The organism is Gordonia sp. NPDC058843 (genome assembly GCF_042743165.1).
In the GTDB taxonomy this organism is placed as follows: Bacteria; Actinomycetota; Actinomycetes; order Mycobacteriales; family Mycobacteriaceae; genus Gordonia.
In genome coordinates, this window is sequence record NZ_JBHYNC010000013.1 from 17,239 (window position 1) to 41,301 (window position 24,063).

Below are 24,063 nucleotides of genomic sequence, written 5' to 3' on the forward strand. Positions count from 1 at the left end.
ATCGTGCACGTAAGGTCTGAACACATGACAGCTGGGTACGACGCGCTCGATGTCGAGAGCGGTCTCTCGTACCCGTCCGCATCCGTCGGACGGGTACGTGCCGGCGAGGGGATGGCGCAGACGCGTCCGCCGCGCGCCGATCTCACCGACCTGGAACGACATGGTGACCAGGACGCGGCGCCGGGGCTCGTCGACTTCGCCGTCAACGTCCGTGGCACGCCGCCTCCGTTCGTGCTCGACGCGATCCGGTCGGGACTCGACGACCTCGCGCGCTATCCGAGCGGAGCGCACGAGCGACGCGCCGTCGACGCGATCGCCGCGGCACATGGTCGCCGTCCGGAGGACGTGCTGCTGCTCTCCGGGGCTGCTGACGGATTCGAGATGCTCCCGCGGCTGGGGTCACGCCATGCTGCCCTGATCCAGCCGTCGTTCACCGAACCGGAGATCGTGCTGCGGGCCGCGGGCATACCCATCACGCAGGTCGCGCTGACCGCACCGTGGCAGCTCCCCACTCCGGGTGGCAGCGGCACCACCTCGACCGTGCCCGACGACGCCGACCTGGTCATCCTGGGCAACCCCACGAACCCGACCTCGGTACTGCATCCCGTCGAGGCCATCGCCGCGTTGCGCCGGCCGGGTCGGATCATCGTGATCGACGAGGCCTTCGCCGACCTCACACTCGGCGCCGACGGGTCGCCCGAACCCCAGTCGCTCGCCGCCGTCGACTGGCCCGATCTTCTCGTGATCCGCAGCGTGACAAAGACGTTCGGTCTGGCCGGACTACGTGCGGGTTATCTGCTCGGACCGCCGGGACTGCTCGACCGACTGCGCGCCGGCCGTCGACCGTGGGCGGTGTCGACGCCCGCGCTCGCCGCATTGACCGCCTGCGTCGAGGAGCAAGGACAGCACTACTGCGCCGAGACCGCGCGGATGGTCGCCGGCGAGCGCGCCGAGATGGTGGACGAGTTGACGCGGGGCGGGGTCCGGGTGGCGGCCGAGCCCGCGGCACCTTTCGTCCTGGTCGAGATGCGCGACGCCACCGAGGTGAAACAGCGTCTGATCCGCCACGGCTTCGCGGTGCGCAGCTGCGCCAACTTCGTCGGCCTCGGAGATTCCCATCTTCGGCTGGCCGTGCGCGGGCTTGCGCAGGTTCGGGCGCTCACGCGCGCGATCGACCTGGTACGAGAGGAGATCGACAGTGGAGTCGACGACGCCGACTGAAGCGTCCGTCACGGTCGGCGACGTGGTCGGCGTCGTCGAGCGTGCGTATCCGCCCGCCCTCGCCGAATCGTGGGATGCGGTCGGTCTGGTCTGCGGAGACCCGGCCGATTCCGCGCGGTCGGTGCTGGTGTGCGTGGACGTCACCGAAGCGGTGGTCGACGCCGCGATCGAGGCCGGCGTCGGGATCGTCGTCGCGCACCACCCCCTGCTGCTGCGCGGCGTCACCACCGTGGCCGCCGACACCCCCAAGGGCCGGATCGTCCACCGGTTGATCCGAAACGGGATCGCGCTGCTGTGCGCGCACACCAACGCAGACAGTGCGCGGCCCGGCGTCTCCGACGCACTCGCCGACTGTCTCGGGCTCCGCGGGACCGTCCCCATCGACCCGAAACCGGTTGCGGCGATGGACAAGTGGGTCGTGATGGTGCCGGAGGGCAACGTCGAGCAGGTGAGTGAGGCGATGTTCGCCGCGGGCGCGGGGGCGATCGGCGACTACCGGGACTGCTCGTGGACGGTCGTCGGGACCGGACAATTCGAGGCGGGTGAGGACGCGTCGCCGACCATCGGTGAGATCGGGATGCGCACACACGTCGACGAGGCACGGGTGGAGATGGTCGCCACCCGTGGGCTGCGGGCCGGGGTCCTGCGTGCCCTGCGCGACGCCCATCCATACGAGGAACCGGCCTTCGACGTGTTCGAACTGGCCGACCTCGGCAGCGACGTCGGGCTGGGCCGGGTCGGGTCGCTCGCCGAACCGATGACGCTGCGCGACTTCGTCGATCAGGCCGCCCGGGTGTTGCGTACCCCGACCGGCGTCCGCGCCGCGGGCGACCCCGACGCGCTGGTGCGGACCGTTGCGGTGTGCGGCGGGGCCGGGGACTCCTTGCTCGGACGTGTCCGCGGTCTCGGCGTCGACGTCTATCTGACCGCCGACCTTCGCCATCATCCGGTCGACGAGAGTCTCCGCGACGGCGGGCCCGCACTCGTCGACGCGGGGCACTGGGCAACCGAATTCCCGTGGTGTGCCCAGGTAGGGGCGTTGCTGGAGGCCGAATCGGGGCTGCCGGTGACGGTCTTCGATGCGCCGACCGATCCGTTCGCGCTACACAGTCCGGGCTGAATCGGCAAACCCGAGCCGCCGCCGACTGTCCCGGACCCCACGCGTACGGTAGGGGGACTTTCAGGGACTAGGAGGCCGCAATGAAAGTCGACGCCGCCGTGCAGCGACTGCTGCTCGATCTCGCGGACTCCGATGCCGAGATCAACCGTCTCGTCCATCGACGCAAGACCCTGCCGGAGGACGCCGAGATCGCCGAGCACAACTCCGCGATCGACGCCGCGCGAGACGATCTGGTGCGTGCGGAGATCGCCGCCGAGGACCTGGGGCGCGAGTATCGTCGCATCGATTCCGAGGTGACCGGCATGGCCAACCGGGAGGCCAAGGACTCGGCGCTGCTGACCGGTGGTGGCCTGGCGCCGAAAGCCTTGTCGGAGTTGCAACACGAACTCGCCGGGTTGGGTCGTCGGCGCGCGGTCCTCGAGGACGAGATGCTGTCGTTGATGGAGCAGCAGGAGGCCGTCGAGTCCGAGCGCAATCGAGCCGCGGCGACCATCGCCCACCTCGAGGAGAAGGTCGCCGAGGCCCAGGTCCGGCGAGACCGCTCTCTGGGCGCCATCGACGAGGACCTCTCGCGGGTGCGGGAACGCCGCGAGTCCCTCGAGGCCGAGATCGACCCACCGCTGCTCGCGGTGTACGACAAGCAGCGCGCCGGCGGCCGCATCGGTGCCGGACTGCTGCGGGCACGCCGATGTGGCGCGTGCCGGATGGAACTCGATCGCGGGACCATCGCCACCATCAGTGCGTCGCACTCCGATGAGGTGGTCCGCTGCGAAGAGTGCGGCGCGATCCTCGTGCGGACCGTCGAGTCCGGGCTCTAGTCTCGTGACAGCAACTGCCGAAGAGTCGGCCTCCGAAGGGAATTCGACGACGAAGGCGCCGTCGTGGCAGGGGCGGCGCGGCGAGCCGACGCGGTTCGTCCTGCTCCGGCACGGACAGACGTCGCTCTCGATCGAGCGCCGCTACTCCGGGCGCGGGAATCCCGAGCTCACCGACGAAGGCCGACGCCAGGCCAGGGCTGCCGCGCAGCGCGTCGCGCGCGAGGACGGGATCGCCGCCATCGTGACGTCGCCGTTGCGTCGTGCCCGCGCCACCGCTGACGAGGTGGGCGCGCTGACCGGGATCGACGTCGTCGAACACGAGGGACTGATCGAGAACGACTTCGGGGACTGGGAAGGGTTGACCTTCACCGAAGCATCCGAGCGCGACCCGGAGTTGCACCGCGAGTGGTTGTCCGACATCACCGTGCCGGCGCCCGGTGGTGAGAGCTTCGCGCAGGTCGCCGAGCGCATCGCGCACACCAAAGCCGAACTGCTGGACAGATATTCCGGGCAGTGCGTGGTGCTGGTCTCGCATGTCACGCCCATCAAGACGCTGTTGCAGGACGCGCTGGGCGTCGGCCCCGAGCTGCTGTTCCGGCTGCACCTCGACCTCGCCTCGGTGTCGATCGCCGAGTATTTCGACGACGGTGGCTCGGTGGTCCGGCTCGTCAACGACGCGGCACACTGGCGCGTCTGACGTCGCCGGGCGCCGGCTTCGACGACCGCCCCCGACCGGACCGGATGCCGTAGCGCACTCGTTCTGGGCGTATCCTGAGTGCGCGAACGAGTCGGCCGGGCGGCCGCGGTGCGCGGAACGGGCGGTTTCCCGCCACGCCGCACACCGAGGAAAGTCCGGACTCCGCAGAGCAGGGTGGTTGTCAACGGCAACCCGGGGTGACCCGCGGGACAGTGCCACAGAGAACAGACCGCCGGCCGTGAGGCCGGTAAGGGTGAAACGGTGCGGTAAGAGCGCACCAGCGGCACGGGTGACCGTGTCGGCTCGGTAAACCCCACCCGGAGCAAGGCCGAAGCATGCACCTCACGGTGCATGTGCGCGGGCGTCACGAGGGCTGCTCGCCCCAGCCCGCGGGTGGGCCGCTCGAGGTACCCGGCGACGGTGTGCCCAGATGGATGGTCGCCACCCGCACCGGTCTCACCGACCGTGCGGGTACAGGATCCGGCTTATGTGCCGACTCGTTCGCCCTTCTCCCGTCTCGGCAGCGGAGAGTCGCGCCTCGACCGACGAAGAGGCGCCACGACGCGGAGAGGGCCGCGTCGTGACCCGCCGGCTCCACCGGCTCTCTAGGGTTGGAGGAGTGAAGCGCATCCTCTCGGCCCCCGACATCGACTTCGCCGGTATCCGCACCGAACTGGGTGTCGACGAGGAGTACGGCGACGACGCCCTGGCCGAAGCCCGGGCCACCGCCCAACTGATCGACTCCGGCGCCCCGGACGCCGACCGGTACGCCGAGGACCGCGAGGACCACACCGGGATCCCCTTCGTCACGATCGACCCGCCCACCTCGCGAGACCTCGACCAGGCGGTGCACATCACCGCCGACGCCGGCGGGTTCGTCGTCGACTATGCGATCGCCGACGTCGCGGCGCTCATCACACCGGAGGGCGCGCTCGACCAGGAGAGCCGACGACGCGGCACCACGGTGTACTTTCCGGACGGCTCGGTCCCGCTGCACCCCCGCGAACTGTCCGAGGGCGCGGGTTCTCTTCTGCCCGAACAGGTCAGGCTGTGCGTGCTGTGGACCATCCGAGTGGCCGCAGACGGATCGGTGACCGATGTGCGGGTGCGACGGTCCCGCATCCGGTCGGTCGCGCGTCTCGACTACGCCGGTGTGACGGCCGATGCCGCCGTCGGCCGGCTGCATCCGTCCATCGCGGCACTGCCCGCGTTCGGCGAACTGCGACGCGAAGTCGCGCTGGAGCGGGGTGCGGTCGAACTCGACCTGCCCGATCAGACGGTCGTCCGTACCGCGGGCGGGTGGCGGCTCGATCTCGAGGCGCACACACCTGCCGACATGTGGAACTCACAGGTGTCGCTGCTGGCCGGGATGTGCGCGGGCACGCTCATGGCCGAGGCCGGCGTGGGGTTGCTGCGCACCCTGCCGCCGGCCGAGGAGGACGCGGTCGACGATCTCCGTGCGGCCGCGCGGGCCCTCGGTGTGCACTGGTCCGACGGATTACCGGTGGGACGGTTCCTGGCGGGTCTGCCCGGCGACGAGCCGAGCACACTGGCCCTGCAATCGGCTGCAGGTGGGCTGATGCGGGGCGCCAACTATCTCGCGCTCACCGGGTCCGACGACGTCGAGGCCGTCGACCGGGCCCGCATGCGGCATTCCGCGATCGGTGGTCTCTACGCCCACGTCACCGCGCCGCTGCGGCGACTCGGCGATCGGTTCGCCACCGAGGTGTGCCTGGCGGTCACCGCCGGTGCGCCGGTACCGGACTGGGTGCAGCGCGCGCTGCCGACGTTGCCCAAGATCCTGCGGTCGGCCGACACGCTCGGCGCCACCGCCGATCGCGCGAGCATCGACCTCGCGGAAGCGGTCATCCTGCGCGAGCGGGTGGGTGAGCGGTTCGACGCGGTGGTGATGTCGGCCGCCACCGAACGCAGAGCGGCGCAGATCTTCCTCGCCGAACCCGCGGTGATCGCGCGTGGCGCCGGCGATCTGCGCCCCGGCGACCGGGTCGTCGTGGAGCTGACCAAGGCCGACGAGATGAGCCGGACGGTGGAGTTCCGCCGGGTGTGAGCTGTTGTCGCCGAGTGGCTTCGGCACGGCGCCTCGACCTCGACGCGCTCCTTCGTCGCTTGCTCGGCCCAGCGGCTGCGCTCGGTGCCGGCTCAACCAGCCATGGGGCGGCCTGCTCGACCAGCGGGGCCGACCAGCGGGCTGGCGGTCAGAGTTCCTTCGCGACCTTTCGATACGCCGCGATCGCGCGGTGTCCGTCGGCCTCGAGCCGGGCGTCGATCCGACCGAGCACGAACATGTCCGGGCCACCGAGGTTCCCGGCCGCGGCGATCTCGGCGAGTCGTGTCCGGTTGATCCGGGTGTCGTTGAAATCACCGAGGGCCGACTGGATCTTCTTGGCCGCCGAACCGACCTCACGGTATTTCTTCTTGCCGAGCGGTTCGGTCGCGTCGATGCTGTAGCGCAACCGCTTCGCGCGTTTGCGAATGGTGTGCAACTGCTCCTCCCACTCGTCCGAACCCTCGGCGAACCCGGCGAGGCGGGCCTGCGCCCGGTGAATGTGCTTGCGGCTGCGGGCGATCGCCTTGTCGACGACAGTGGTCGCCGGTAGGTCGGCGTCGGGTCCGGGCGGGGGAGAGGCGATCAGGCCGTCGATGGTGTCGAGCAAGGTGAAATACCGCTTCGACGACATGGCTGCGTGCGCGGCGCGAAGCGCGCGATCGTGGGCGGCGACCTCAGTCCCGGCGAGTTCGGCGAGCAACTCCGGCGACGCGTGTTCGCCGCGCAGCAGCGACTCGTTCAGCTCCAGCTGGACCTCCGAATCGCGCGCGTCGCCGAGGATCTGGGCGAGCAGCTTGAGTTCGGCGCCGATGTGTGCGGTGCGCGAGGCGTCGAGGACGGTGGGGAAGCCCGACAACACGCTGCGGAGTCGGCGGCAGGCCACGCGCATCTGGTGCACGGCGTCGGGGGCGTCGACCCGCACCAGCGGGTCGTAGGCGACAAGCGAATTGCGGTGCAGCGCGATGTCGGTCACCACGAGTTCGAGTGCGGTGGGCCGCTTGGAGAGTCGTGGTTCGTGCACGGTCGGTGTCGCGCCGATCGCCCGGGCGAGCTTCGACGCACTCGACGCCTCACGGCCGCCCCCGGCGCGCAGCGCCTTGTCGGCGGCCTTGAGCAGCTTGGATGTGCCGCCGGAGAGCAGTTCGAACTCCCACTCCGCCCATTGCTGGCAATGGCCACCCGGCAGGAGCGACTGCGCGGTCACCAGATCCTCGGCGAGTTCGGCGAGCGGCTCGTCGTCGGCTCCCAGCAACCGGGTCACGGTACGCGTCGTCGAGATCACCGCGACCGGGATCAGTGTGCGCGCGCGGATGTGGGCGAGGACCGGGGCCGACAGGGCCTCGGGAACCTCCCCGTCCGCGGGTGCCTCGTCGAAGCTCACCTGCAGCTCGCGCCGTGCTCCCGGAATGTCGGTGGGGCGCTTGAGATGCCAACCCTCGTCGGTGCCCCCGGTCCGCCGCCGCATGGTGATCCTGTTGCCGGCGAGGTCCAGGTTCTCGGTGTCGAAGTAGGTGGCGTCGAGGGAGAACGTCTCCGGGGTGGTCGACGAGACGACGCCCGGGAGGGCTCGCAGGTCGGGGGCCACGTGTCCGGCGTCCACGTCGAACTTGAGCTCCACTTCGACCTGCTCGGATGCGGCCACCTGTTCCTCCTGAGATTTCTCGACGGCTGTCTGTCGAGTTTAGTGGTGTGTCTCAGCAGTCGGAGACCGGTCTCCGGCGATCTGCTGTTGAGCCACACCCCTGGTGATCCGATGCGACGGTCGTCGTCGGGTTATCGCGCGAACCGGTCGGTCGCCTCGATGAGGTGGTGCCGGATGCCCGGTTCGTAGGACGCGTGCCCGGCGTCGGCGACGATGTGCAGATCCGCGGCGGGCCAGGCACGGTGTAGGTCCCACGCGCTGCGTGCCGGGCACACCACGTCGTACCGGCCCTGGACGATCACGCCGGGGATGGAGGCGATGGCGTCGATCTCGTCGAGGAGTTGACCGTCGCGTAGGAATCCGTGGTTGACGAAGTAATGGTTCTCGATCGATGCGAAGGCGAGATCGAATCGGTCCCGGTCGTCCTCGGACGAGTCGGCCTCGTCCTCATCGGGGCGGGGGAGGAGATAACTCGTGGCTTGCTCCCAGCCCGTCCAGGCGCGGGCGGCGGCGCGGGCCGTCGCGACGTCGCCGGAGGTGAGCAGTCGGTGATACGCCTCGACCAGGTCGCCGTCGCGTTCGTCGACGGGTATGGGTGCGAGGTAGCTCTCCCACAGGTCGGGGTAGATGTGCGCGGCCCCGCCGCTGTAGTACCAGTCGATCTCGCTGCGCCGCAGCAAGAAGATGCCACGCAGTACGAGTTCGGTGACCCGCTCGGGATGAGCTTGCGCGTAGGCCAGACCGAGCGTCGATCCCCAGGAACCGCCGAAGACCTGCCAGCGCTCGACCCCGAGGTGAGTACGGAGGCGTTCCATGTCGGCGATGAGGTGCGGCGTCGTGTTGACCGTCAGGTCGGCCCCGTCGGCGATGTGGGGCCGGGACTGCCCGCAGCCGCGCTGGTCGAACAGCACGATCCGGTACTTGGCCGGGTCGAAGAACCTGCGCTGCATCGCACTGGTTCCGCCGCCGGGCCCGCCGTGCACGAACACCGCGGGTTTCCCGTCCGGATTGCCCGAGGTCTCCCAGTAGATCTGCTGGCCGTCACCGACGTCGAGGTGGCCGGCGGCGTAGGGCTCGATCTCCGGGTAGAAGTTCAGCATGGACGTCAGCGTAGGCGTCGAGGCGCGGCACGGGCGGTTGGCCGTCGGAGACGACGGTCGTGCCGAGTCGGGACGGACAACCCGTGGGTCAGTAGCTGTGCTCGGGACCGGGGAACACTCCGCGGCGCACCTCGTCGGCGTATTGTTCGGCGGCCGAACGCAATTCGCCACCGACATCGGCGAACCGCTTGACGAAGCGGGCGGTCTTGCCGTGGGTGAGACCGGCCATGTCCTGCCACACCAGGACCTGGGCGTCGGTCTCGTTGCCCGCGCCGATACCGACGGTCGGGATGGTGAGCTTGCGGGTGATCTGACCGGCGAGGTCGGCCGGGACCATTTCCATCACCACGGAGAAGGCTCCCGCCTCCTGGACGGCGATGGCATCGGCGATGAGCTGATCGGCTCCGTCGCCGCGCCCCTGGACGCGGAACCCGCCGAGCCCGTTGACGCTCTGCGGCGTGAAACCGATGTGTGCCATGACCGGGATGCCGGCCGCGGTCAACGCGGCGATCTGGGGTGCCACGCGCTCGCCGCCCTCGAGTTTCACCGCGTGTGCGCCGGTTTCCTTGAAGATCCGGAACGCGTTCTCGAGTGCGTGCTGCGGCCCGATCTCGTAGCTGCCGAACGGCATGTCGGCGACGACGAGTGCATGCGGTGCACCGCGCACGACGGCGCGGATCAGCGGGATCATCTCGTCGAGGGTCACCGGGATGGTGGTGTCGTAACCCAGGACGACATTGGCCGCGGAGTCACCGACGAGGAGCACCGGGATCTCGGCGGCGTCGAAGATGCGGGCGGAGGAGTAGTCGTAAGCGGTGAGCATCGACCACTTCTCACCCTCGGCCTTCATCTGGGCGAGGTGGTGGACGCGGGTCACACGGCGCTTGGCGGACTGGCCGGAAGCGGGCGCACCGTAAACCGAGGAATCGGACATCGTTGTCTCTTTTCTGCCTCGAGTCCCGGCTGGCCGGAGAGCGGCGCGGCGGGTACCCGGGTTGAACACGGACGTAGGCCATTGTTTCACCGGGGCGGCACGTTGTGACCGGCGATGTTTATGCGATTGGTCACATACGCGAGTGGTGGGGCCGACACGTGGCGTGCGACTCCGGGCGCCGGTCGCGCGCGAGCCGGATCGTCTGTCGAGTCCCAGGCGTCCAACCGTGCGTCTCACATCATGGGATGGCTCACGCAAAACCGCTGCACAGCGAGTTGGATTCGTGCGTGTAACACGGATTTAACAGCGTACTTCTAAGGTCGGCGACCATGGATCGCCAAAAGGAATTCGTGCTGCGGACCCTCGAAGAGCGCGACATCCGTTTCGTCCGACTGTGGTTCACCGACGTGCTCGGTTATCTGAAGTCCGTGGCGATCGCCCCGGCCGAACTCGAAGGCGCGTTCGCCGAGGGTATCGGCTTCGACGGCTCGGCCATCGAGGGCTTCTCCCGGGTTTCGGAGGCCGACACCGTCGCCAAACCCGATCCGTCGACCTTCCAGGTGCTGCCGTGGACCACGTCGGCCGGCCGGCACCACTCGGCGCGCATGTTCTGCGACATCGCGATGCCCGACGGCACCCCCAGCTGGGCCGACTCCCGTCACGTCCTGCGTCGCCAGCTGAACAAGGCCGCCGACCTCGGTTTCAGCTGCTACGTCCATCCCGAGATCGAGTTCTTCCTGCTCAAGGAGGCACCGCTCGACGGGTCGGTGCCGACCCCGGCGGACTCCGGCGGCTACTTCGACCAGGCCGTCCACGACGCCGCACCCAACTTCCGGCGCCATGCGATCGAGGCACTGGAGTCGATGGGGATCTCGGTCGAGTTCTCTCATCACGAAGGCGCGCCCGGGCAGCAGGAGATCGACCTGCGCTACGCCGACGCCCTGTCGATGGCCGACAACGTCATGACGTTCCGCTACCTCATCAAGGAGGTGGCGATCAACGAGGGCGTGTGGGCGACCTTCATGCCCAAGCCGTTCAGCGAGCATCCCGGTTCGGCCATGCACACCCACCTGAGCCTCTTCGAGGGCGACATCAACGCCTTCCACAACCCCGACGACCCGATGCAGCTCTCGGCCACCGGCAAGAAGTTCATCGCCGGCATCCTGCACCACGCCTCGGAGATCAGTGCCGTCACCAATCAGTGGGTCAACAGCTACAAGCGGCTCATCCACGGCGGCGAGGCGCCCACCGCGGCGACCTGGGGCGGTGCCAACCGTTCCGCGCTGATCCGCCTCCCGCTCTACACACCGAACAAGGCCTCCTCGCGGCGCGTCGAGGTCCGCAGCCCCGACTCGGCGTGCAACCCGTACCTCACCTTCGCGGTCCTGCTGGCCGCCGGACTCAAGGGCATCAACGAGGACTACGAGCTGCCCGATGAGGCCGAAGACGACGTCTGGGCGCTCACCCCGGCCGAGCGCCGTGCGATGGGTTACAAGGAGCTCCCGGGCAGCTTGGCCGATGCGCTGAAGGAGATGGAGAACTCGGAGCTGGTCGCCGAGGCTCTCGGCGAGCACGTGTTCGACTACTTCCTGCGCAACAAGTGGTCCGAATGGACCAACTACCGCAGCCTCGTGACGCCGTTCGAGCTGCAGAACTACCTGCCGCTCTAGGGTCCGGGTCGTCCCGGTCCGGGACCGCGGTGTCGTATTCGGCGGACGGGGTCGCTACTTTTGTGATGTGACAACACGATCGGGACCCCCCGCACGGTCCGGCCCCCCCGGGCGAGCCGGACGCAGCACGGTCCCCAGCGCGGGACGACTGGGTCTCCTCGACGACTCCGCTCCGCGGGACCTCGCCGATCTCGGTTGGAACACTCCCGAGTCGGTCGATGTGCTGTGGGCACTGTCGCGGTCTCCCGACGCCGACCTCGCACTGCGCACGCTCGTCCGACTCCGCGGCGCCGCCGGCGACGAGTGGTCCGAGATCGATGCCCTGGTACGTGCGGAACGCTCGTTCCGGGGGCGCCTGTTCGCGGTCATCGGTTCCTCCGACGCCCTCGCCGATCACCTCGTGGCCGAACCGTCGAGCTGGCGGCTGCTGCTTCCCGACGAGCTGCCCGACCGTACCGAGGTCGACCGTCTGATGCTCGCCTCGGTCGAGGCGGAGGCCGTGCCCGGCGAGGTCGAGAAGGGCAATCGCGTGTACCGGGCCGCGCTCACCGGCCCGAAGGCCGTCGTGGCATTGCGCCTGGCCTACCGCAACCTGATCCTGCAGCTCGCCGCCCACGATGTCGCCTCCACCGTCGAGGACGAGCCGGTGATGTGGCTGCCCGAGGTCGGCGCCTACCTGTCCGACCTGGCCGATGCCGCCCTGACCGCGGCGCTGGCCGTCGCCTTCGCGGAGGTCTGCGGCGACGAACCCCTCTCGGTTCGCCTCGCCGTCGTCGCGATGGGCAAATGCGGTGCGCGCGAGCTCAACTACGTCAGCGACGTCGACGTCATCTTCGTCAGTGATCCGGCCGATGGCACCGCGGCGCGCATCGCGGGTGAGATGATGCGCATCGGTTCGCTCGCGTTCTTCGAGGTCGACGCCGCGCTGCGGCCCGAGGGCAAGTCCGGCGCGCTGACGCGAACCCTCGAATCCCATGTGGCCTACTACGAGCGCTGGGCGAAGACCTGGGAGTTCCAGGCCCTGCTGAAGTCGCGCGCGATGACCGGCGACATGCAGCTCGCCGACGACTACATCGCCGCGGTCAAGCCGATGGTGTGGAAGGCCGCCGAGCGACCCGACTTCGTGCCCGAGGTGCAGAAGATGCGGCGCCGCGTCGAGTCCTTGTTGCCCGAGGACGAGCGCGAGCGCAACCTCAAACTGGGACGCGGCAGTCTGCGTGACGTCGAGTTCGCGGTCCAGCTGCTGCAGATGGTGCACGGCCGGGTCGACGAGAACCTGCGCGTGATGCCGACCGTCGACGCACTGGCCGCGCTGACCGCAGGCGGGTACGTCGGTCGCGACGACGCCGCGAATCTCAGTGCGTCGTACCAGTTCTTGCGTCTGCTGGAGCATCGCCTGCAGATGCAGCGGATGTCGCGGACCCACCTCTTGCCGCAGCCCGACGATCATGAGGCCCTGCGCTGGCTCGCCCGCGCGGCCCACATCCGGCGCGAGGGCGAACTCGACGCCACCAGCGTGCTGCGCGAACAGATACGCCATCAGAGTCTGCGGGTCCGGCGCCTGCACCAGAAACTGTTCTACCGGCCGCTGCTCGAGGCGGTCACACGCTTCAAGACCGACGAGTTGACCCTGACCGACACCTCTGCCGAGAGGCGGCTGGCCGCACTCGGTTACGCCAAGCCCGACCGCGCGCTCAGCCACATCCGGGCCCTGTCGAATGCGCCGGGGCGTCGCGGTCAGATCCAGCTCCTCATCTTGCCCCAGTTGCTCGAACACATCGGGGACACACCCGATCCCGACGCGGGTCTGCTGAACTATCGCCGACTGTGCGACGTCATGGAGGACACCGATTGGTTCCTGCGGCTGTTACGCGACGACGGTGTCGTCGCAGCACGGCTGATGAAGGTGCTGGGCACGTCGGAGTACATCGCGAACATGCTGACGCGCTCGCCCGAGGTCATCCACCAGTACTCCGATGGACCCGATGGGCCCAAGCTCTGCAACGTACGGCCCGAGGACGTCGCCAAGGGCCTCATCGCATCGACCGTCCGCCAGCCGGACATGAAACGCGCTGTGGCCGTGGCTCGTTCCCATCGGCGGGCCGAACTGGTGCGCGTCGCCTCCGCCGACGTCCTGGGTCTGATGGATGTGCCGGCGGTCTGCAAGGCCCTCTCCAGCGTCTGGGCGGCGGTCCTGAATGCGGCGCTCACGGTGGCCGTCGACATCTCCGAGCGCGAGCGGGGAAAGCAGGCACCGGCCCGCATCGCGGTGATCGGCATGGGCCGGCTCGGCGGTGGTGAGCTCGGCTACGGCTCGGACGCCGACGTCATGTTCGTGTGTCAGCCCGATCGGGACGCCGAGGAGTCCGAGGCGCTCAAATGGGCGCAGACGATCGCCGAGAACGTGCGATCGATGCTGGGCAGCCCCAGCGCGGATCCGCCGTTGGAAGTCGACACCGGACTGCGCCCCGAGGGCCGCAACGGCCCCATCGTGCGGACGCTCGCGTCGTACGCCGCCTATTACGCGCACTGGGCGCAGCCGTGGGAGGTCCAGGCGCTGCTCCGCGCCCACCAGGTCGCGGGCGACGAGGCCCTCGGCATCGACTTCTTGCACATGATCGACCACGTGCGTTATCCGGCCGGCGGGGTCAGCAACGACGCCGTCAAGGAGATCCGCCGGATCAAGGCCCGGGTGGACGCCGAACGGCTGCCGCGCGGGGCCGATCCGGCCACCCACACCAAACTGGGCCGCGGCGGCCTCGCGGACATCGAGTGGACCGTGCAGCTTCTCCAGCTCAAGTACGCACACCGATACCGCAGCCTGCACAACACGTCGACTCTCGAGTCGCTGGACGCCATCGGCGCGGCGGAGTTGCTGTCGGAGAACGACGTCGCGCTGCTGAAGGACGCCTGGACGACCGCGACGAAGGCGCGCAACGCTCTGGTCCTGGTCCGCGGGAAACCGATCGACCAGCTGCCCGGGCCGGGTACGCAACTGCGCCAGATCGCCTTCGCAGCCGGATGGCCGGAGGATCAGGCCAACGAGTTCCTGGAGAACTATCTCCGCGTGACGCGCCGGGCCAAGGCCGTGGTGCTCAAGGTCTTCGGGGCCTGACACGTCGACACCGAACAGACGAGCCTGACGGGAAGACGACGGGCCACCGGCAACAGATGAATCCGGCGGGGGAAACACCGGGTCACATGGGGGAGCGATGACGAGATTTCTGTGGGCGGCGGCGTACGTCCTGGGGTGGGCGATGCTCGCCGGGGTGGTGCTGGGCGTGTTCCTGCACTTCTACCCGTCACGCGGTGACGTCGCGCTGTACCTCACGAGTGCCGTGCAGTTCGCACTGATTCCCGGGTTGATCGCGATCGTCGTCTTCGCGGTCCTGCGACGCTGGTTCATGCTGGCGCTCGCGATCGTGGCGGTCGGCGGGCTGGCTTACACCCAGGTGCCGCTCGTGATCGCCGAGGCCGCACCGTCCGGCGAGCGATTCACGGTGGTCTCGGCCAACCTCCTCTTCGGCGGGGGCGACCTCGACGCGCTCGAGAAGATCGTCGCCGACGCCGACCCCGATCTGGTGTCGCTGCAAGAGGTCACCCCGGAGGCATTGGAGCGACTGCGGCGCAGCGAGATCGGCCGCACGCTTCCACATGAGTTCGCCATTCCGTACACGTATGCGGCAGGTACCGCGCTGTTCAGCAAGCGGCCGCTGGACGAGCGGTACAACATCCCGGGAACGGTCCTGCACAACCTGCAGGCCCGCACCGATCTGCCGGGGGCAGCCGGGACGCAGGTGCTCGCCATCCACCCGGCCGCGCCGCTGTGGGGCCGGAACTGGGACTGGCTCGCCGACATGGACACGCTCGCCGCACATTTCGAGCAACTCCCACCCGGCCGGGTCATCGCGATCGGGGACTACAACTCCACCTGGAATCACGCGAAATATCGCAGCCTGCTGACCAACGGTCTCGTCGACGGCACCGACCTGGCCGGCGCCGGGTTCCTGCCGAGCTATCCGACCGACAAGCAGATCGGCAACCGGCCGCTGGTCGCCATCGACCGCGTCATCCTGCGCGGGTTCGTGGCGACGTCGATGGACACCCATTACCTGCCGGGTTCCGATCACCGGACTCTGGTGGTATCACTGGTGGCATCATGACCCCCGATCTGCAGAATGCCGAACCCACGGCCGCCGACCGCCCGAGCATCTCCGAACGGCTCCGATCGGCCACCGCGGTGGCGCACGAACGCGCCGAACACGCGCCGTTCATCGACGACCTGATGTCGGGCCGGTTGGACACCGGGGAGTATCAGCGCCTCGCGGTCCAGCTCTACTTCGTCTACGAGGCGCTCGAACGGGTCGGGGCGGAACTGGCCGGGGATCCGGTCGCCGATGCGGTGCTCGACACCAAACTCCTACGCCTGCAACGACTCGGCGCCGACCTTGCGTCCTTCGGCATCGATCCGTCGCACGTTACGCCGTTGCCGGCGGTGGCGCGGTATGTGGCCGCGATCGAGTCCACCCGTGCTGACCCGGCACGCTACGTCGCCCACCACTACACCCGGTACCTCGGCGACCTCAGCGGGGGACAGGTGGTCGCCCACCGCATGCGAGAGCACTACGGCGTCGAAGACGGGGCGCTGAGCTTCTACTCGTTCGACGAGATCGACAAACTCAAGCGCTACAAGGATGCGTATCGGGCACGGCTCGACGCGCTACCCCTCGACCCGGACGGAATCGATCGGCTCGTCGACGAGGCCATCGCGGCCTTCGATCACAACCAAGCGGTGTTCGGCGATCTCGACGGCGCGCGAGCGGCCTGACCCAGAGGAATGCTCGCGCGGTCGGGATCCGATGAGCTGCGGCTCAGTTGACCTGGAGCTTGACCGTGCGGTCCAACACGACCTCACTCAGGTCGTCGTGGCCTTTCACGAGTTCGATGCGGAGCTGATTGTCGTCAAGACGGCTGGTGGTGCGAACCACTCTCGGGGTGCCTTCGAGGCTGATCCGGTCGCCGGGTACAAGGTCTTCGACATATACATCACGGGTCATCCGTCCAAACTACGGTCGTACCGTGTGAGTCGGCAGAGTAACAAGTCCCAAAAGTGATACGGATCACGTGTGAGGGTGTTCACTCCCAACGCATCGCCGAGCGGAGACGGCCGCTCCGGGTGAGCCTCGCCGGCCGACGGCGGTCTCAACATGAGACGGCTCACGTGCGCGAACGGGCTTACGCTGCGCGCATGGCCCGCACACAGAGGAGTCGGCGATGAAAGCTCTCGTTTATCACGGTCCCGGTCAGAAAGCGTGGGAGGACGTTCCGGATCCCGTTCTGCAGGAACCGACCGACGCGATCGTCAAGATGGAGGTGACCACGATCTGCGGGACCGATCTACACATCCTCAAGGGCGACGTACCGGCGGTCACGCCGGGGCGGATTCTCGGTCACGAGGGTGTCGGCGTGGTCACCGAGGTCGGTCCCGGCTGTGAGCGGGTGCGGGTCGGGGATCGGGTGATCGTGTCGTGCGTGAGCAAATGCGGTACGTGCGAGTTCTGCCGAGCGGGTCTGACGTCGCACTGCCAGACGGTGGGTGGCATCGGATGGATCTTCGGTAACCTCATCGATGGCACCCAAGCCGAGTACGTCCGGGTTCCGTTCGCCGACAACGGTCTGATCGCGCTTCCCGAGAAGGTGACGCCGGAGCAGGGCACCATGCTCAGTGACATCCTGCCGACCGGTTACGAGATCGGAGTGCTGTACGGCGCCGTCGGAGAGGGCGACGTCGTCGCCGTCGTCGGGGTCGGACCGGTCGGTCTCGCTTCGGTGATGACGGCATCGGCCGCAGGTGCGTCGAAGGTGATCGCGGTGGACGGCAACAAGTTCCGGCTCGAGCAGTCCCGCGACTTCGGAGCCACGCACACGATCGACGTGAACGCCGGCGGAGACGTGGTCGCCCAGCTCAAGGAGCTCAGCCGGGGCGGGCTCGGTGTGGACGTGGCAATCGAGGCCGTCGGTGTCCCGGCGACCTTCGGCGTCGCGCTCGACTCGGTACGACCCGGCGGGCATGTCGCCAACGTGGGCGTGCACGGCGAGAGCGTCACATTCCCCATCGAGCGGGACTGGATCAACAACCTCACGATCACCACGGGACTGGTCAATGCCACCACGGCCCCCGAACTGCTGGAGAGCATCGAACGCGGCGACATCACGCCGGAGAAGTTCATCACCCACCGGTTCACGTTCGATCAGTTCGACGAGGCGTACGACACGTTCGGTCGTGCGGCCGACGAGCATGCGCTCAAGGTGATCATCGCCGCGGGCGACGCCTGACGCGTCGTCGGCTCGCCTAGGTGGTACACCCGAGACTCGACGCCGACGCCGCTTGTTCTACTCCTTGGCCTCGGCGATGGAGAGGACGACCGTGGTTCGCTCGTCCGAGTCCAGCGCGTCGTCCTCGGCGGTCTGGTCGACCAACGAGAAATGCCGCACATTGGCGAGATTCACGATGTGAGCCGACCCTTCGAGCTCGAGGGCGATCGGTTCGCGTCGTCGGACCACGTCGCGGACGAACTGCATCACCTCCGGGACCGACTCCGCGAACAGCAACCGGATCTCGAATTCGTCGGACGTCAGAAGTGTGCCCATGCGGCTCATCGTCGCACGGTGGACCCGTCGGATACGGCGCCTCGCGCGGATTGATGTCCCGGCCATCCGGCAACGAAACGGCCCGCTCGGCGATCGGAGAGCGATCGCGGAGCGGGCCGGGTCGGACGTCGAGCCCAGAGGCTCAGCAGTCGTAGTACAGGGAGAACTCGTACGGGTGCGGACGGATCTGCACCGGCTCGATCTCGTTCTCACGCTTCAGCGCGATCCAGGTCTCGATGAGGTCCTCGGTGAACACGCCACCGGCGGTGAGGTATTCGTGATCCTCTTCGAGGCGGTCGATGACCGCGGCCAGCGAGGTCGGAGCCTGCGGGATGCTCTTGGCCTCCTCCGGCGGGAGCTCGTAGAGGTCCTTGTCGACGGGCTCGTGCGGCTCGATCTTGTTCTTGATGCCGTCCAGGCCGGCCATCATCATCGCGGCGAACGCCAGGTACGGGTTACCCGAGCTGTCCGGGCAACGGAACTCGAGGCGCTTGGCCTTCGGGTTGTTGCCGGTGATCGGGATACGCACACATGCCGAGCGGTTGCGCTGGCTGTAGACCAGGTTGATCGGGGCCTCGTAGCCCGGGACCAGACGCTTGTAGGAGTTCACGGTCGGGTTGGTGAACGCCAGCAGCGACGGCGCGTGGTGCAGGATGCCGCCGATGTAGTAACGCGCCAGATCCGACAGGCCCGCGTAGCCGGCCTCGTCGTGGAACAGCGGCTTGCCGTCCTTCCACAGCGACTGGTGGGCGTGCATACCCGAGCCGTTGTCGCCGAAGAGCGGCTTCGGCATGAAGGTGACGGACTTGCCGTTCTGCCACGCGGTGTTCTTGATGATGTACTTGAACAGCTGCACGTCATCGGCTGCGTGGAGCAGCGTGTTGAACTTGTAGTTGATCTCCGCCTGGCCCGCGGTGCCGACCTCGTGGTGGCCGCGCTCGAGCTCGAAGCCCGAATTGGTCAGGTTCGTCGACATCTCGTCGCGCAGGTCGACGTAGTGGTCGTACGGGGCGACGGGGAAGTAGCCACCCTTCGGGCGCACCTTGTAGCCGAGGTTCGGGCTGCCGTCGGGATCGGTCGGCGAGGCGGTGTTCCACCAGCCGGACTCGGACTCGACCTCGTAGAAGGTGCCGTTCATCTCGGACCCGAAGGAGACCGAGTCGAAGATGTAGAACTCGGCCTCGGCGCCGAAGAAGCAGGTGTCGGCGACGCCGGTGGAGGCGAGGTAGTCCTCGGCCTTGCGGGCGACGTTGCGCGGGTCGCGGCTGTAGGCCTCACGGGTGAACGGGTCGTGGACGAAGAAGCTGAGGTTCATCGTCTTGGCCTTGCGGAACGGGTCGATCCGCGCGGTGGCCGGGTCGGGCAGCAGCATCATGTCCGACTCGTTGATCGACTGGAAGCCACGCACCGACGAGCCGTCGAATGCCAGACCGTCCTCGAAGACGTCCTCGTCGAAAGCCGACGCGGGGATCGAGAAGTGCTGCATGACACCGGGCAGGTCGCAGAATCGGATGTCGACGTACTCGACACCTTCCTTCTTGATGCCCTCGAGTAGTTCTTCTTTACTGCTGTACACCGTGCGGTGACTCCTTCGTGATCGGTGGTCCGTGTATGGGGACACGCCACATCCGCCACTGAGAAACAGCAGCGGATCTCAACGGCAACCGTATGGAGGCGAGGTTGCCCATGCGCTAAGTCCGTGTTTCCCCCGTGTTACACGAGCAGTGGTGTTCGCTACACAGCGTGTCCGGGGCGCGACGCACTCGGCGCACCCCAACCCTAGCGGCAGGCCCGAACCGGGCGGGACGGGTCGCGACAACCAGCGACTACGATGGTTGCCAGTGCGGCGACGACGCGGGCCGAGGGGGTGCGCGGTCGCGTGAGAGGAGTCATCACCGATGGGACGAGCCACTGGTTCCTGGTTGTCGGGACCGCAGATCGGTCCCGCGGACGGCGTGGACAACGAGCACCGGGGGCAAGATCTCGGCCTGCCGGAGAGCGGCCCCGGATCGCTGGCGACCGGCTGGCCGCGGGTCGCCGGCCTTCTCGTCGACTGGCTGATCGCCGCCGGACTGGCACTGCTGTTCGTCGGTTTCTACTCGCCTCACCTCGCCACCACACAGCTCGGCGTGTGGTTCGTGATGGGCATCTTCGCAGTGACCTTGTTCGGGTTCACCCCGGGCCAGCTCGTCATCGGGATGCGGGTGGCACGAGTGGATTTCGGGCCCGAGCGCAACACCGCCGAGTCGACCGGCGAGCTGAGCCCGGCGGCGGTCGGAATCGTCCGGGCCTTCTTCCGTCAGCTGCTCATGATCTTCCTGGTCCCGGCGCTGATCAACGACTACAACGGGCGCGCTCTACACGACCGCGCAACCGGTACCGCACTCGTCCGGACTCGCTGACGGCGGCCGATCCGCCGCATACGGTAGCCATCACAAAACCCACCACCGAATCTCCATCGGTGGTGGGTTTTGTCGTAGGTCGTGGCCCGTCGAACCCACCTGGGCGCACAGTCGACGCAATTCGGTGCACGGTCGACGAAATCGGACGCCCAGTCGACGGGATCGGACGCCCGGTCGACGGGATCGGGCGGATTCGTCAGCCGCGTCGGCGTGCCGTGCGCTGCATGCTGCGCATCTTGGCGTTCGCAGGGAGCGGCCCCTTGGGCATCCCGGGCCCGGGAGCCTTGCTGCCGAGGGCGGACAGCCGGCCCTCGAGGGTTTCCATCCGCTTGCGGTCGATGTTGCTGGGCAGCTTGTTGAGGTGCCGCTCGAGCTTCGACAGCGGAACCTGGCCATCATCGTTACCGACCATGATCTCGTAGATCGGGGTGTCGCCGACGACGCGCGCCACCTTCTTCTTCTCCTGGCCCAGCAACGACTTGATGCGGGTCGGGGAACCCTCGGCGACCAGGATGACGCCCGGCTTGCCGATCACGCGATGTACGGCGTCGAGCTGCGAGGTGCCGGCGACGGCCTGCTTCACCCGCCACTGTCCGCGCATGTTGCCCAGCGCCCAGCCGGCGGCCCCCGGCTGTCCCTCGGCCTTGGTGTACACGTTCTTCTGGACCCGGCGACCGAACAGGATGAACGCGCCCAGGATGCCCAGTACGACGCCGAGCGGGATCAGCAGCCACGGAGAGCCGAGCACGAACCCGAGTGCGGTGAAGACGGCGATCGACAGGACGATCACACCCACCATGTAGGGGATGAGTCGTTTGTCGTCCTTGCGCTGCATCTGGAAGGCCTGCCAGAGCTGCTGGCGCCGTTCTTTCGATGCCGCTTTACGGGCCTTCTTCTTCTCGGCCTTGACCTCTTTGCTCACCTGCGCCTTTGCCATGAGGCCAGTTTACGTCTGTGGATTGGCGGAACGGGGCATCGGGTGACCGCCGGAAAGGTCACCGGATGCGACGACGAGGGTCAGCGGGCGAGGCGTGCCATCAGGCTGGAGGCCTCCTGGCTGGCCGAACCCTCGGCTGCCAGGTGCGCCAGAGCCGGCGAGATCTCGCGGCCGTGATGTGCCATCGCCTGGGCGTACAGCCGGCCTGCCCGGTACGACGAGCGCACCAGTGGACCCGCCATCACACCGGCGAAACCGACCTCGTCGGCGAACTCGGAGTGATCGACGAACTCCTCGGGCTTGACCCAGCGCTCGACCGGATGATGCCGCGGGGAGGGACGCAGGTATTGCGTGATCGTCAGGATGTCGCATCCCGCCTCGTGCAGATCGACGATGGCCGACTGCACCTCCTGCGGTGTCTCGCCCATGCCGAGGATGAGGTTCGACTTCGTCACCAGGCCGAAATCGCGTGCAGCGGTGAGAACTTCGAGGGACCGCTCGTAGCGGAACGCAGGGCGGATGCGCTTGAAGATGCGCGGCACCGTCTCGAGGTTGTGTGCGAGCACCTCGGGCCGGGCGTCGAAGACCTCGGCCAGCAGATCGGGCTTGGCGTGGAAGTCCGGGATGAGGTTCTCCACCCCGGTACCGGGGTTCAGGCGGTGGATCGCGCGAACGGTCTCGGCGTAGAGCCAGGCGCCCTCGTCGGGCAGGTCGTCACGGGCCACGCCGGTGATGGTCGAGTAGCGCAGACCCATCGCCTGCACGCTCTCGGCGACGCGGCGGGGCTCGTCGCGGTCGAGCGGGTCGGGCTTGCCGGTGTCGATCTGGCAGAAGTCGCAGCGGCGGGTGCACTGTTCGCCGCCGATGAGGAAGGTCGCCTCGCGGTCTTCCCAGCATTCGTAGATGTTGGGGCAGCCGGCTTCTTCGCAGACGGTGTGCAGGCCTTCACGCTTGACCAGGCTCTTGAGTTCGGTGAACTCGGGGCCCATCGTGGCGCGGGTCCGGATCCACTCCGGTTTGCGTTCGATGGGGGTCTGCGCATTGCGCACCTCGAGGCGCAGCAGTTTGCGGCCTTCGGGTGCGGGGCCGGCGGTTGAGGGTGCGGGTGCCGATGCCGAGGGTGTGGCGTCGGGGGCACCGGGTCCGGGGGTGAGGGGGGACGCGGTCACTGAATCGATCCTACGCTTGCAGAGGTGGGTGGTACGGACTGTGTGGTGGCGGGCACCGGGTCGAGAGTCGGGCCGTCGAGCGCGGACACCACCGCGTCGGCAGTGGTGTCGAGAAGCGACTCCACCGACAACGGCCGTGCGAGTTCGCGGGCGAGGGAGGTCACCCCGGCGTCGGCGATGCCGCAGGGGACGATCGCCTCGAACGCCGACATGTCGGGATCGACGTTGAGCGCGAAGCCGTGCAGGGCGATCCCACGCGCGACTCGGATGCCGATCTGCCCGAGTTTGCGTTCCCCGGCGTCGTCGGTGATCCACACCCCCGACCGGCCGTCGACCCGCCCGGTTGTCACGCCGAGTCCGGCGCAGACCGAGATGAGCGCAGCCTCGAGGCGGCGTACGTACTCGACGACATCGAGGGGCTCGGCGAGCTTGACGATGGGATAGCCGACGAGTTGTCCTGGGCCGTGCCAGGTGATGCGTCCGCCGCGGTCGACATCCACCACCGGCGCACCGTTCGTGGGCCGGTCGGAGTCCTCGGTGCGTCTGCCCGCGGTGTAGGTCGCGGGGTGTTCCAGCAGCAGCAGGACGTCGTGGTCGAGGACGCCGTCCGCGCGGTCGGCGGCGAGACCGTGCTGGAGTTCGTAGGCCGCCTGATAGTCCACGACGCCGAGTCGACGGACCTCGACCGGCCCGGTACTCGCGCGGATGGGTCGGTCAGTCATGACGGTTGGCTCCGGTGGCGTAGGCCAGGGCCTCGTCGACACCGGGATGGGTGAAGGTGAATCCGTGATCGGTCAGCACCTCAGGTGCAACGCGCTGACTGAACAGAATCATTTCCTCGGCCATCTCGCCGCCGACCCGGCGCGCCGCGAATGCCGGGACCTGGAGCACCGTCGGGCGATGCACGGCGCGGCCGAGCGCTGACGAGAACTCGCCGAACGGGACGGCGCCCGGCGCGCTCAGGTTCACCGGTCCCGACACATCGGATTCGAGGAGGAATTCGATGGCACGTACCTCGTCGATCAGGCTGATCCACGAGAAGTACTGCTTCCCGTCGCCGATCGGCCCGCCGAGGCCGAGCTTGAACAACGGACGGAGCTTCCCGAGGAGGCCGCCCTGCGCGCTGAGTACCGGCGCGGTCCGCAGGAGGACCAGGCGGGTGTCGGCACCGACGTTGGTACGGGCGGCGGTCTCCCAGTCGACGACCAGGTTCGCGAGGAAACCCTCTCCGGGACCGTCGGTCTCGACGGCGGGACGGCTGCCGGTGTCGCCGTAGTAGCCGGACGCACTCGCACTCAGGAATGTGCGGATGCCGAGGTCGCGCACGGCCTCGGCGAGTACCTCGGTCGGCGTGATCCGGGAGTCTCGCAGTTCTTGCTTGAACCGGCCGGTCCACCGGCCGTTGCCGACTCCCACGCCACCCAGCGACACCACCGCCTCGACGCCCTCGAGACTCTCGTGCGGGACACCGATCGTCTCGGGATCCCAGCTGAACTCGTCATCGGCGCGTGCCTCGCGGCGGACCAGACGTGTGACCGTGTGGCCCGCCGCGCGCAGCGAATTGACCAGGGCGTTGCCGATGAGTCCCTGTGAACCTGCGACGGCGATGCGCATCGTGTGTCCTCGGTGTGCCG

At 68.2% G+C, this 24,063-nt stretch carries 21 protein-coding genes and 1 other RNA gene; 12 read left to right on the plus strand and 10 right to left on the minus strand.

Features of this window, described 5'->3' with window-relative positions; translation table 11 throughout:
• The first annotated feature begins 24 nt into the window (after window positions 1-24).
• The 6 genes from cobC to ACFW3F_RS11355 all read left to right on the plus strand — a co-directional run bounded on the left by cobC (window position 25) and on the right by ACFW3F_RS11355 (window position 5,924).
• Complete coding sequence (gene cobC, locus ACFW3F_RS11330; RefSeq protein ID WP_388057275.1) at window positions 25-1,221, plus strand: Rv2231c family pyridoxal phosphate-dependent protein CobC; 1,197 nt, start codon at window positions 25-27, stop codon at window positions 1,219-1,221.
• The gene (locus ACFW3F_RS11335) at window positions 1,199-2,341 is read left to right on the plus strand and encodes a Nif3-like dinuclear metal center hexameric protein (RefSeq protein ID WP_388057277.1); all 1,143 of its coding nucleotides are present in this window, start codon (window positions 1,199-1,201) and stop codon (window positions 2,339-2,341) included. The genes cobC and ACFW3F_RS11335 overlap by 23 nt, the downstream gene beginning before the upstream one ends.
• Before the next feature lie 80 nt (window positions 2,342-2,421).
• The gene (locus ACFW3F_RS11340) at window positions 2,422-3,159 is read left to right on the plus strand and encodes a zinc ribbon domain-containing protein (protein ID WP_388057279.1); all 738 of its coding nucleotides are present in this window, start codon (window positions 2,422-2,424) and stop codon (window positions 3,157-3,159) included.
• A gap of 4 nt (window positions 3,160-3,163) precedes the next feature.
• The gene (locus ACFW3F_RS11345) at window positions 3,164-3,856 is read left to right on the plus strand and encodes a histidine phosphatase family protein (RefSeq protein WP_388057281.1); all 693 of its coding nucleotides are present in this window, start codon (window positions 3,164-3,166) and stop codon (window positions 3,854-3,856) included.
• Between the two features lie 87 nt (window positions 3,857-3,943).
• Window positions 3,944-4,360: RNase P RNA component class A (gene rnpB / locus ACFW3F_RS11350), an RNA gene on the plus strand.
• Window positions 4,361-4,475: 115 nt separating this feature from the next.
• Window positions 4,476-5,924, plus strand: coding sequence for an RNB domain-containing ribonuclease (locus ACFW3F_RS11355; RefSeq protein WP_388057283.1), 1,449 nt, complete (start codon window positions 4,476-4,478; stop codon window positions 5,922-5,924).
• 148 nt (window positions 5,925-6,072) lie between these two features.
• Here ACFW3F_RS11355 and ACFW3F_RS11360 read toward each other — a convergent pair whose 3' ends face one another.
• The 3 genes from ACFW3F_RS11360 to panB form a co-directional block, all read right to left on the minus strand.
• Window positions 6,073-7,566: a CHAD domain-containing protein gene (locus ACFW3F_RS11360; RefSeq protein WP_388057284.1), complete on the minus strand. Its 1,494-nt coding sequence runs from the start codon at window positions 7,564-7,566 to the stop codon at window positions 6,073-6,075.
• A gap of 131 nt (window positions 7,567-7,697) precedes the next feature.
• Entirely contained in the window at window positions 7,698-8,666 is a 969-nt protein-coding gene (gene pip / locus ACFW3F_RS11365; protein ID WP_388057287.1) for a prolyl aminopeptidase, read from the minus strand.
• A gap of 88 nt (window positions 8,667-8,754) precedes the next feature.
• On the minus strand, window positions 8,755-9,600 hold the full coding sequence (panB, locus tag ACFW3F_RS11370; protein ID WP_388057289.1) for a 3-methyl-2-oxobutanoate hydroxymethyltransferase: 846 nt from the start codon (window positions 9,598-9,600) through the stop codon (window positions 8,755-8,757).
• A 329-nt stretch (window positions 9,601-9,929) separates the two neighbouring features.
• Between panB and glnA (ACFW3F_RS11375) the strand changes: the two genes are divergently transcribed.
• The 4 genes from glnA (ACFW3F_RS11375) to ACFW3F_RS11390 all read left to right on the plus strand — a co-directional run bounded on the left by glnA (ACFW3F_RS11375) (window position 9,930) and on the right by ACFW3F_RS11390 (window position 16,098).
• Window positions 9,930-11,270, plus strand: coding sequence for a type I glutamate--ammonia ligase (gene glnA / locus ACFW3F_RS11375; RefSeq protein ID WP_388057291.1), 1,341 nt, complete (start codon window positions 9,930-9,932; stop codon window positions 11,268-11,270).
• Between the two features lie 67 nt (window positions 11,271-11,337).
• Window positions 11,338-14,385, plus strand: coding sequence for a bifunctional [glutamine synthetase] adenylyltransferase/[glutamine synthetase]-adenylyl-L-tyrosine phosphorylase (locus tag ACFW3F_RS11380; RefSeq protein ID WP_388057293.1), 3,048 nt, complete (start codon window positions 11,338-11,340; stop codon window positions 14,383-14,385).
• A gap of 97 nt (window positions 14,386-14,482) precedes the next feature.
• Window positions 14,483-15,433: an endonuclease/exonuclease/phosphatase family protein gene (locus tag ACFW3F_RS11385; protein ID WP_388057295.1), complete on the plus strand. Its 951-nt coding sequence runs from the start codon at window positions 14,483-14,485 to the stop codon at window positions 15,431-15,433.
• A complete protein-coding gene (locus ACFW3F_RS11390) occupies window positions 15,430-16,098 on the plus strand; it encodes a heme oxygenase (biliverdin-producing) (protein ID WP_388057297.1) in 669 nt (222 codons plus the stop codon). The genes ACFW3F_RS11385 and ACFW3F_RS11390 overlap by 4 nt, the downstream gene beginning before the upstream one ends.
• Window positions 16,099-16,141: 43 nt before the next feature.
• On the opposite strand, the gene ACFW3F_RS11395 is transcribed toward ACFW3F_RS11390, so the two are convergent.
• A complete protein-coding gene (locus ACFW3F_RS11395; RefSeq protein WP_388057299.1) occupies window positions 16,142-16,327 on the minus strand; it encodes a hypothetical protein in 186 nt (61 codons plus the stop codon).
• Window positions 16,328-16,544: 217 nt separating this feature from the next.
• On the opposite strand from ACFW3F_RS11395, the gene ACFW3F_RS11400 reads away from it, so the two are divergent.
• Window positions 16,545-17,606, plus strand: a complete 1,062-nt coding sequence (locus tag ACFW3F_RS11400; protein ID WP_388057301.1) for a zinc-binding dehydrogenase — start codon at window positions 16,545-16,547, stop codon at window positions 17,604-17,606.
• 57 nt (window positions 17,607-17,663) lie between these two features.
• Here the strand turns inward: ACFW3F_RS11400 and ACFW3F_RS11405 are convergent, their stop codons facing one another.
• Entirely contained in the window at window positions 17,664-17,921 is a 258-nt protein-coding gene (locus tag ACFW3F_RS11405) for a hypothetical protein (protein ID WP_388057303.1), read from the minus strand.
• 142 nt (window positions 17,922-18,063) lie between these two features.
• On the minus strand, window positions 18,064-19,497 hold the full coding sequence (gene glnA, locus ACFW3F_RS11410) for a type I glutamate--ammonia ligase (RefSeq protein WP_086537680.1): 1,434 nt from the start codon (window positions 19,495-19,497) through the stop codon (window positions 18,064-18,066).
• A 322-nt stretch (window positions 19,498-19,819) separates the two neighbouring features.
• Here glnA (ACFW3F_RS11410) and ACFW3F_RS11415 point away from each other — a divergent pair, with 322 nt between their 5' ends.
• On the plus strand, window positions 19,820-20,323 hold the full coding sequence (locus ACFW3F_RS11415; RefSeq protein WP_388057305.1) for an RDD family protein: 504 nt from the start codon (window positions 19,820-19,822) through the stop codon (window positions 20,321-20,323).
• 196 nt (window positions 20,324-20,519) lie between these two features.
• On the opposite strand, the gene ACFW3F_RS11420 is transcribed toward ACFW3F_RS11415, so the two are convergent.
• The 4 genes from ACFW3F_RS11420 to ACFW3F_RS11435 all read right to left on the minus strand — a co-directional run bounded on the left by ACFW3F_RS11420 (window position 20,520) and on the right by ACFW3F_RS11435 (window position 24,043).
• Window positions 20,520-21,260 carry a DUF4191 domain-containing protein gene (locus ACFW3F_RS11420; protein WP_388057307.1) on the minus strand — a complete coding sequence of 247 codons (741 nt, stop codon included), beginning with the start codon at window positions 21,258-21,260 and terminating at the stop codon, window positions 20,520-20,522.
• Window positions 21,261-21,340: 80 nt separating this feature from the next.
• Window positions 21,341-22,429 carry a lipoyl synthase gene (gene lipA, locus ACFW3F_RS11425; protein ID WP_388057309.1) on the minus strand — a complete coding sequence of 363 codons (1,089 nt, stop codon included), beginning with the start codon at window positions 22,427-22,429 and terminating at the stop codon, window positions 21,341-21,343.
• Window positions 22,426-23,151, minus strand: a complete 726-nt coding sequence (gene lipB / locus ACFW3F_RS11430) for a lipoyl(octanoyl) transferase LipB (protein WP_388057310.1) — start codon at window positions 23,149-23,151, stop codon at window positions 22,426-22,428. The genes lipA and lipB overlap by 4 nt, the downstream gene beginning before the upstream one ends.
• On the minus strand, window positions 23,144-24,043 hold the full coding sequence (locus ACFW3F_RS11435; protein WP_388057312.1) for a TIGR01777 family oxidoreductase: 900 nt from the start codon (window positions 24,041-24,043) through the stop codon (window positions 23,144-23,146). The genes lipB and ACFW3F_RS11435 overlap by 8 nt, the downstream gene beginning before the upstream one ends.
• Window positions 24,044-24,063: the final 20 nt, after the last annotated feature.

Bases quoted from the DNA above. Each gene is read 5' to 3' on its own strand.
- cobC (WP_388057275.1), top strand. From the start codon at position 25: ATGACAGCTGGGTACGACGCGCTCGATGTCGAGAGCGGTCTCTCGTAC.
- ACFW3F_RS11340 (WP_388057279.1), top strand. From the start codon at position 2,422: ATGAAAGTCGACGCCGCCGTGCAGCGACTGCTGCTCGATCTCGCGGAC.
- pip (WP_388057287.1), bottom strand. From the start codon at position 8,666: ATGCTGAACTTCTACCCGGAGATCGAGCCCTACGCCGCCGGCCACCTC.
- panB (WP_388057289.1), bottom strand. From the start codon at position 9,600: ATGTCCGATTCCTCGGTTTACGGTGCGCCCGCTTCCGGCCAGTCCGCC.
- glnA (WP_388057291.1), top strand. From the start codon at position 9,930: ATGGATCGCCAAAAGGAATTCGTGCTGCGGACCCTCGAAGAGCGCGAC.
- ACFW3F_RS11385 (WP_388057295.1), top strand. From the start codon at position 14,483: ATGACGAGATTTCTGTGGGCGGCGGCGTACGTCCTGGGGTGGGCGATG.
- ACFW3F_RS11390 (WP_388057297.1), top strand. From the start codon at position 15,430: ATGACCCCCGATCTGCAGAATGCCGAACCCACGGCCGCCGACCGCCCG.
- ACFW3F_RS11395 (WP_388057299.1), bottom strand. From the start codon at position 16,327: ATGACCCGTGATGTATATGTCGAAGACCTTGTACCCGGCGACCGGATC.
- ACFW3F_RS11400 (WP_388057301.1), top strand. From the start codon at position 16,545: ATGAAAGCTCTCGTTTATCACGGTCCCGGTCAGAAAGCGTGGGAGGAC.
- ACFW3F_RS11405 (WP_388057303.1), bottom strand. From the start codon at position 17,921: ATGGGCACACTTCTGACGTCCGACGAATTCGAGATCCGGTTGCTGTTC.
- ACFW3F_RS11415 (WP_388057305.1), top strand. From the start codon at position 19,820: ATGGGACGAGCCACTGGTTCCTGGTTGTCGGGACCGCAGATCGGTCCC.
- ACFW3F_RS11420 (WP_388057307.1), bottom strand. From the start codon at position 21,260: ATGGCAAAGGCGCAGGTGAGCAAAGAGGTCAAGGCCGAGAAGAAGAAG.
- lipB (WP_388057310.1), bottom strand. From the start codon at position 23,151: ATGACTGACCGACCCATCCGCGCGAGTACCGGGCCGGTCGAGGTCCGT.
- ACFW3F_RS11435 (WP_388057312.1), bottom strand. From the start codon at position 24,043: ATGCGCATCGCCGTCGCAGGTTCACAGGGACTCATCGGCAACGCCCTG.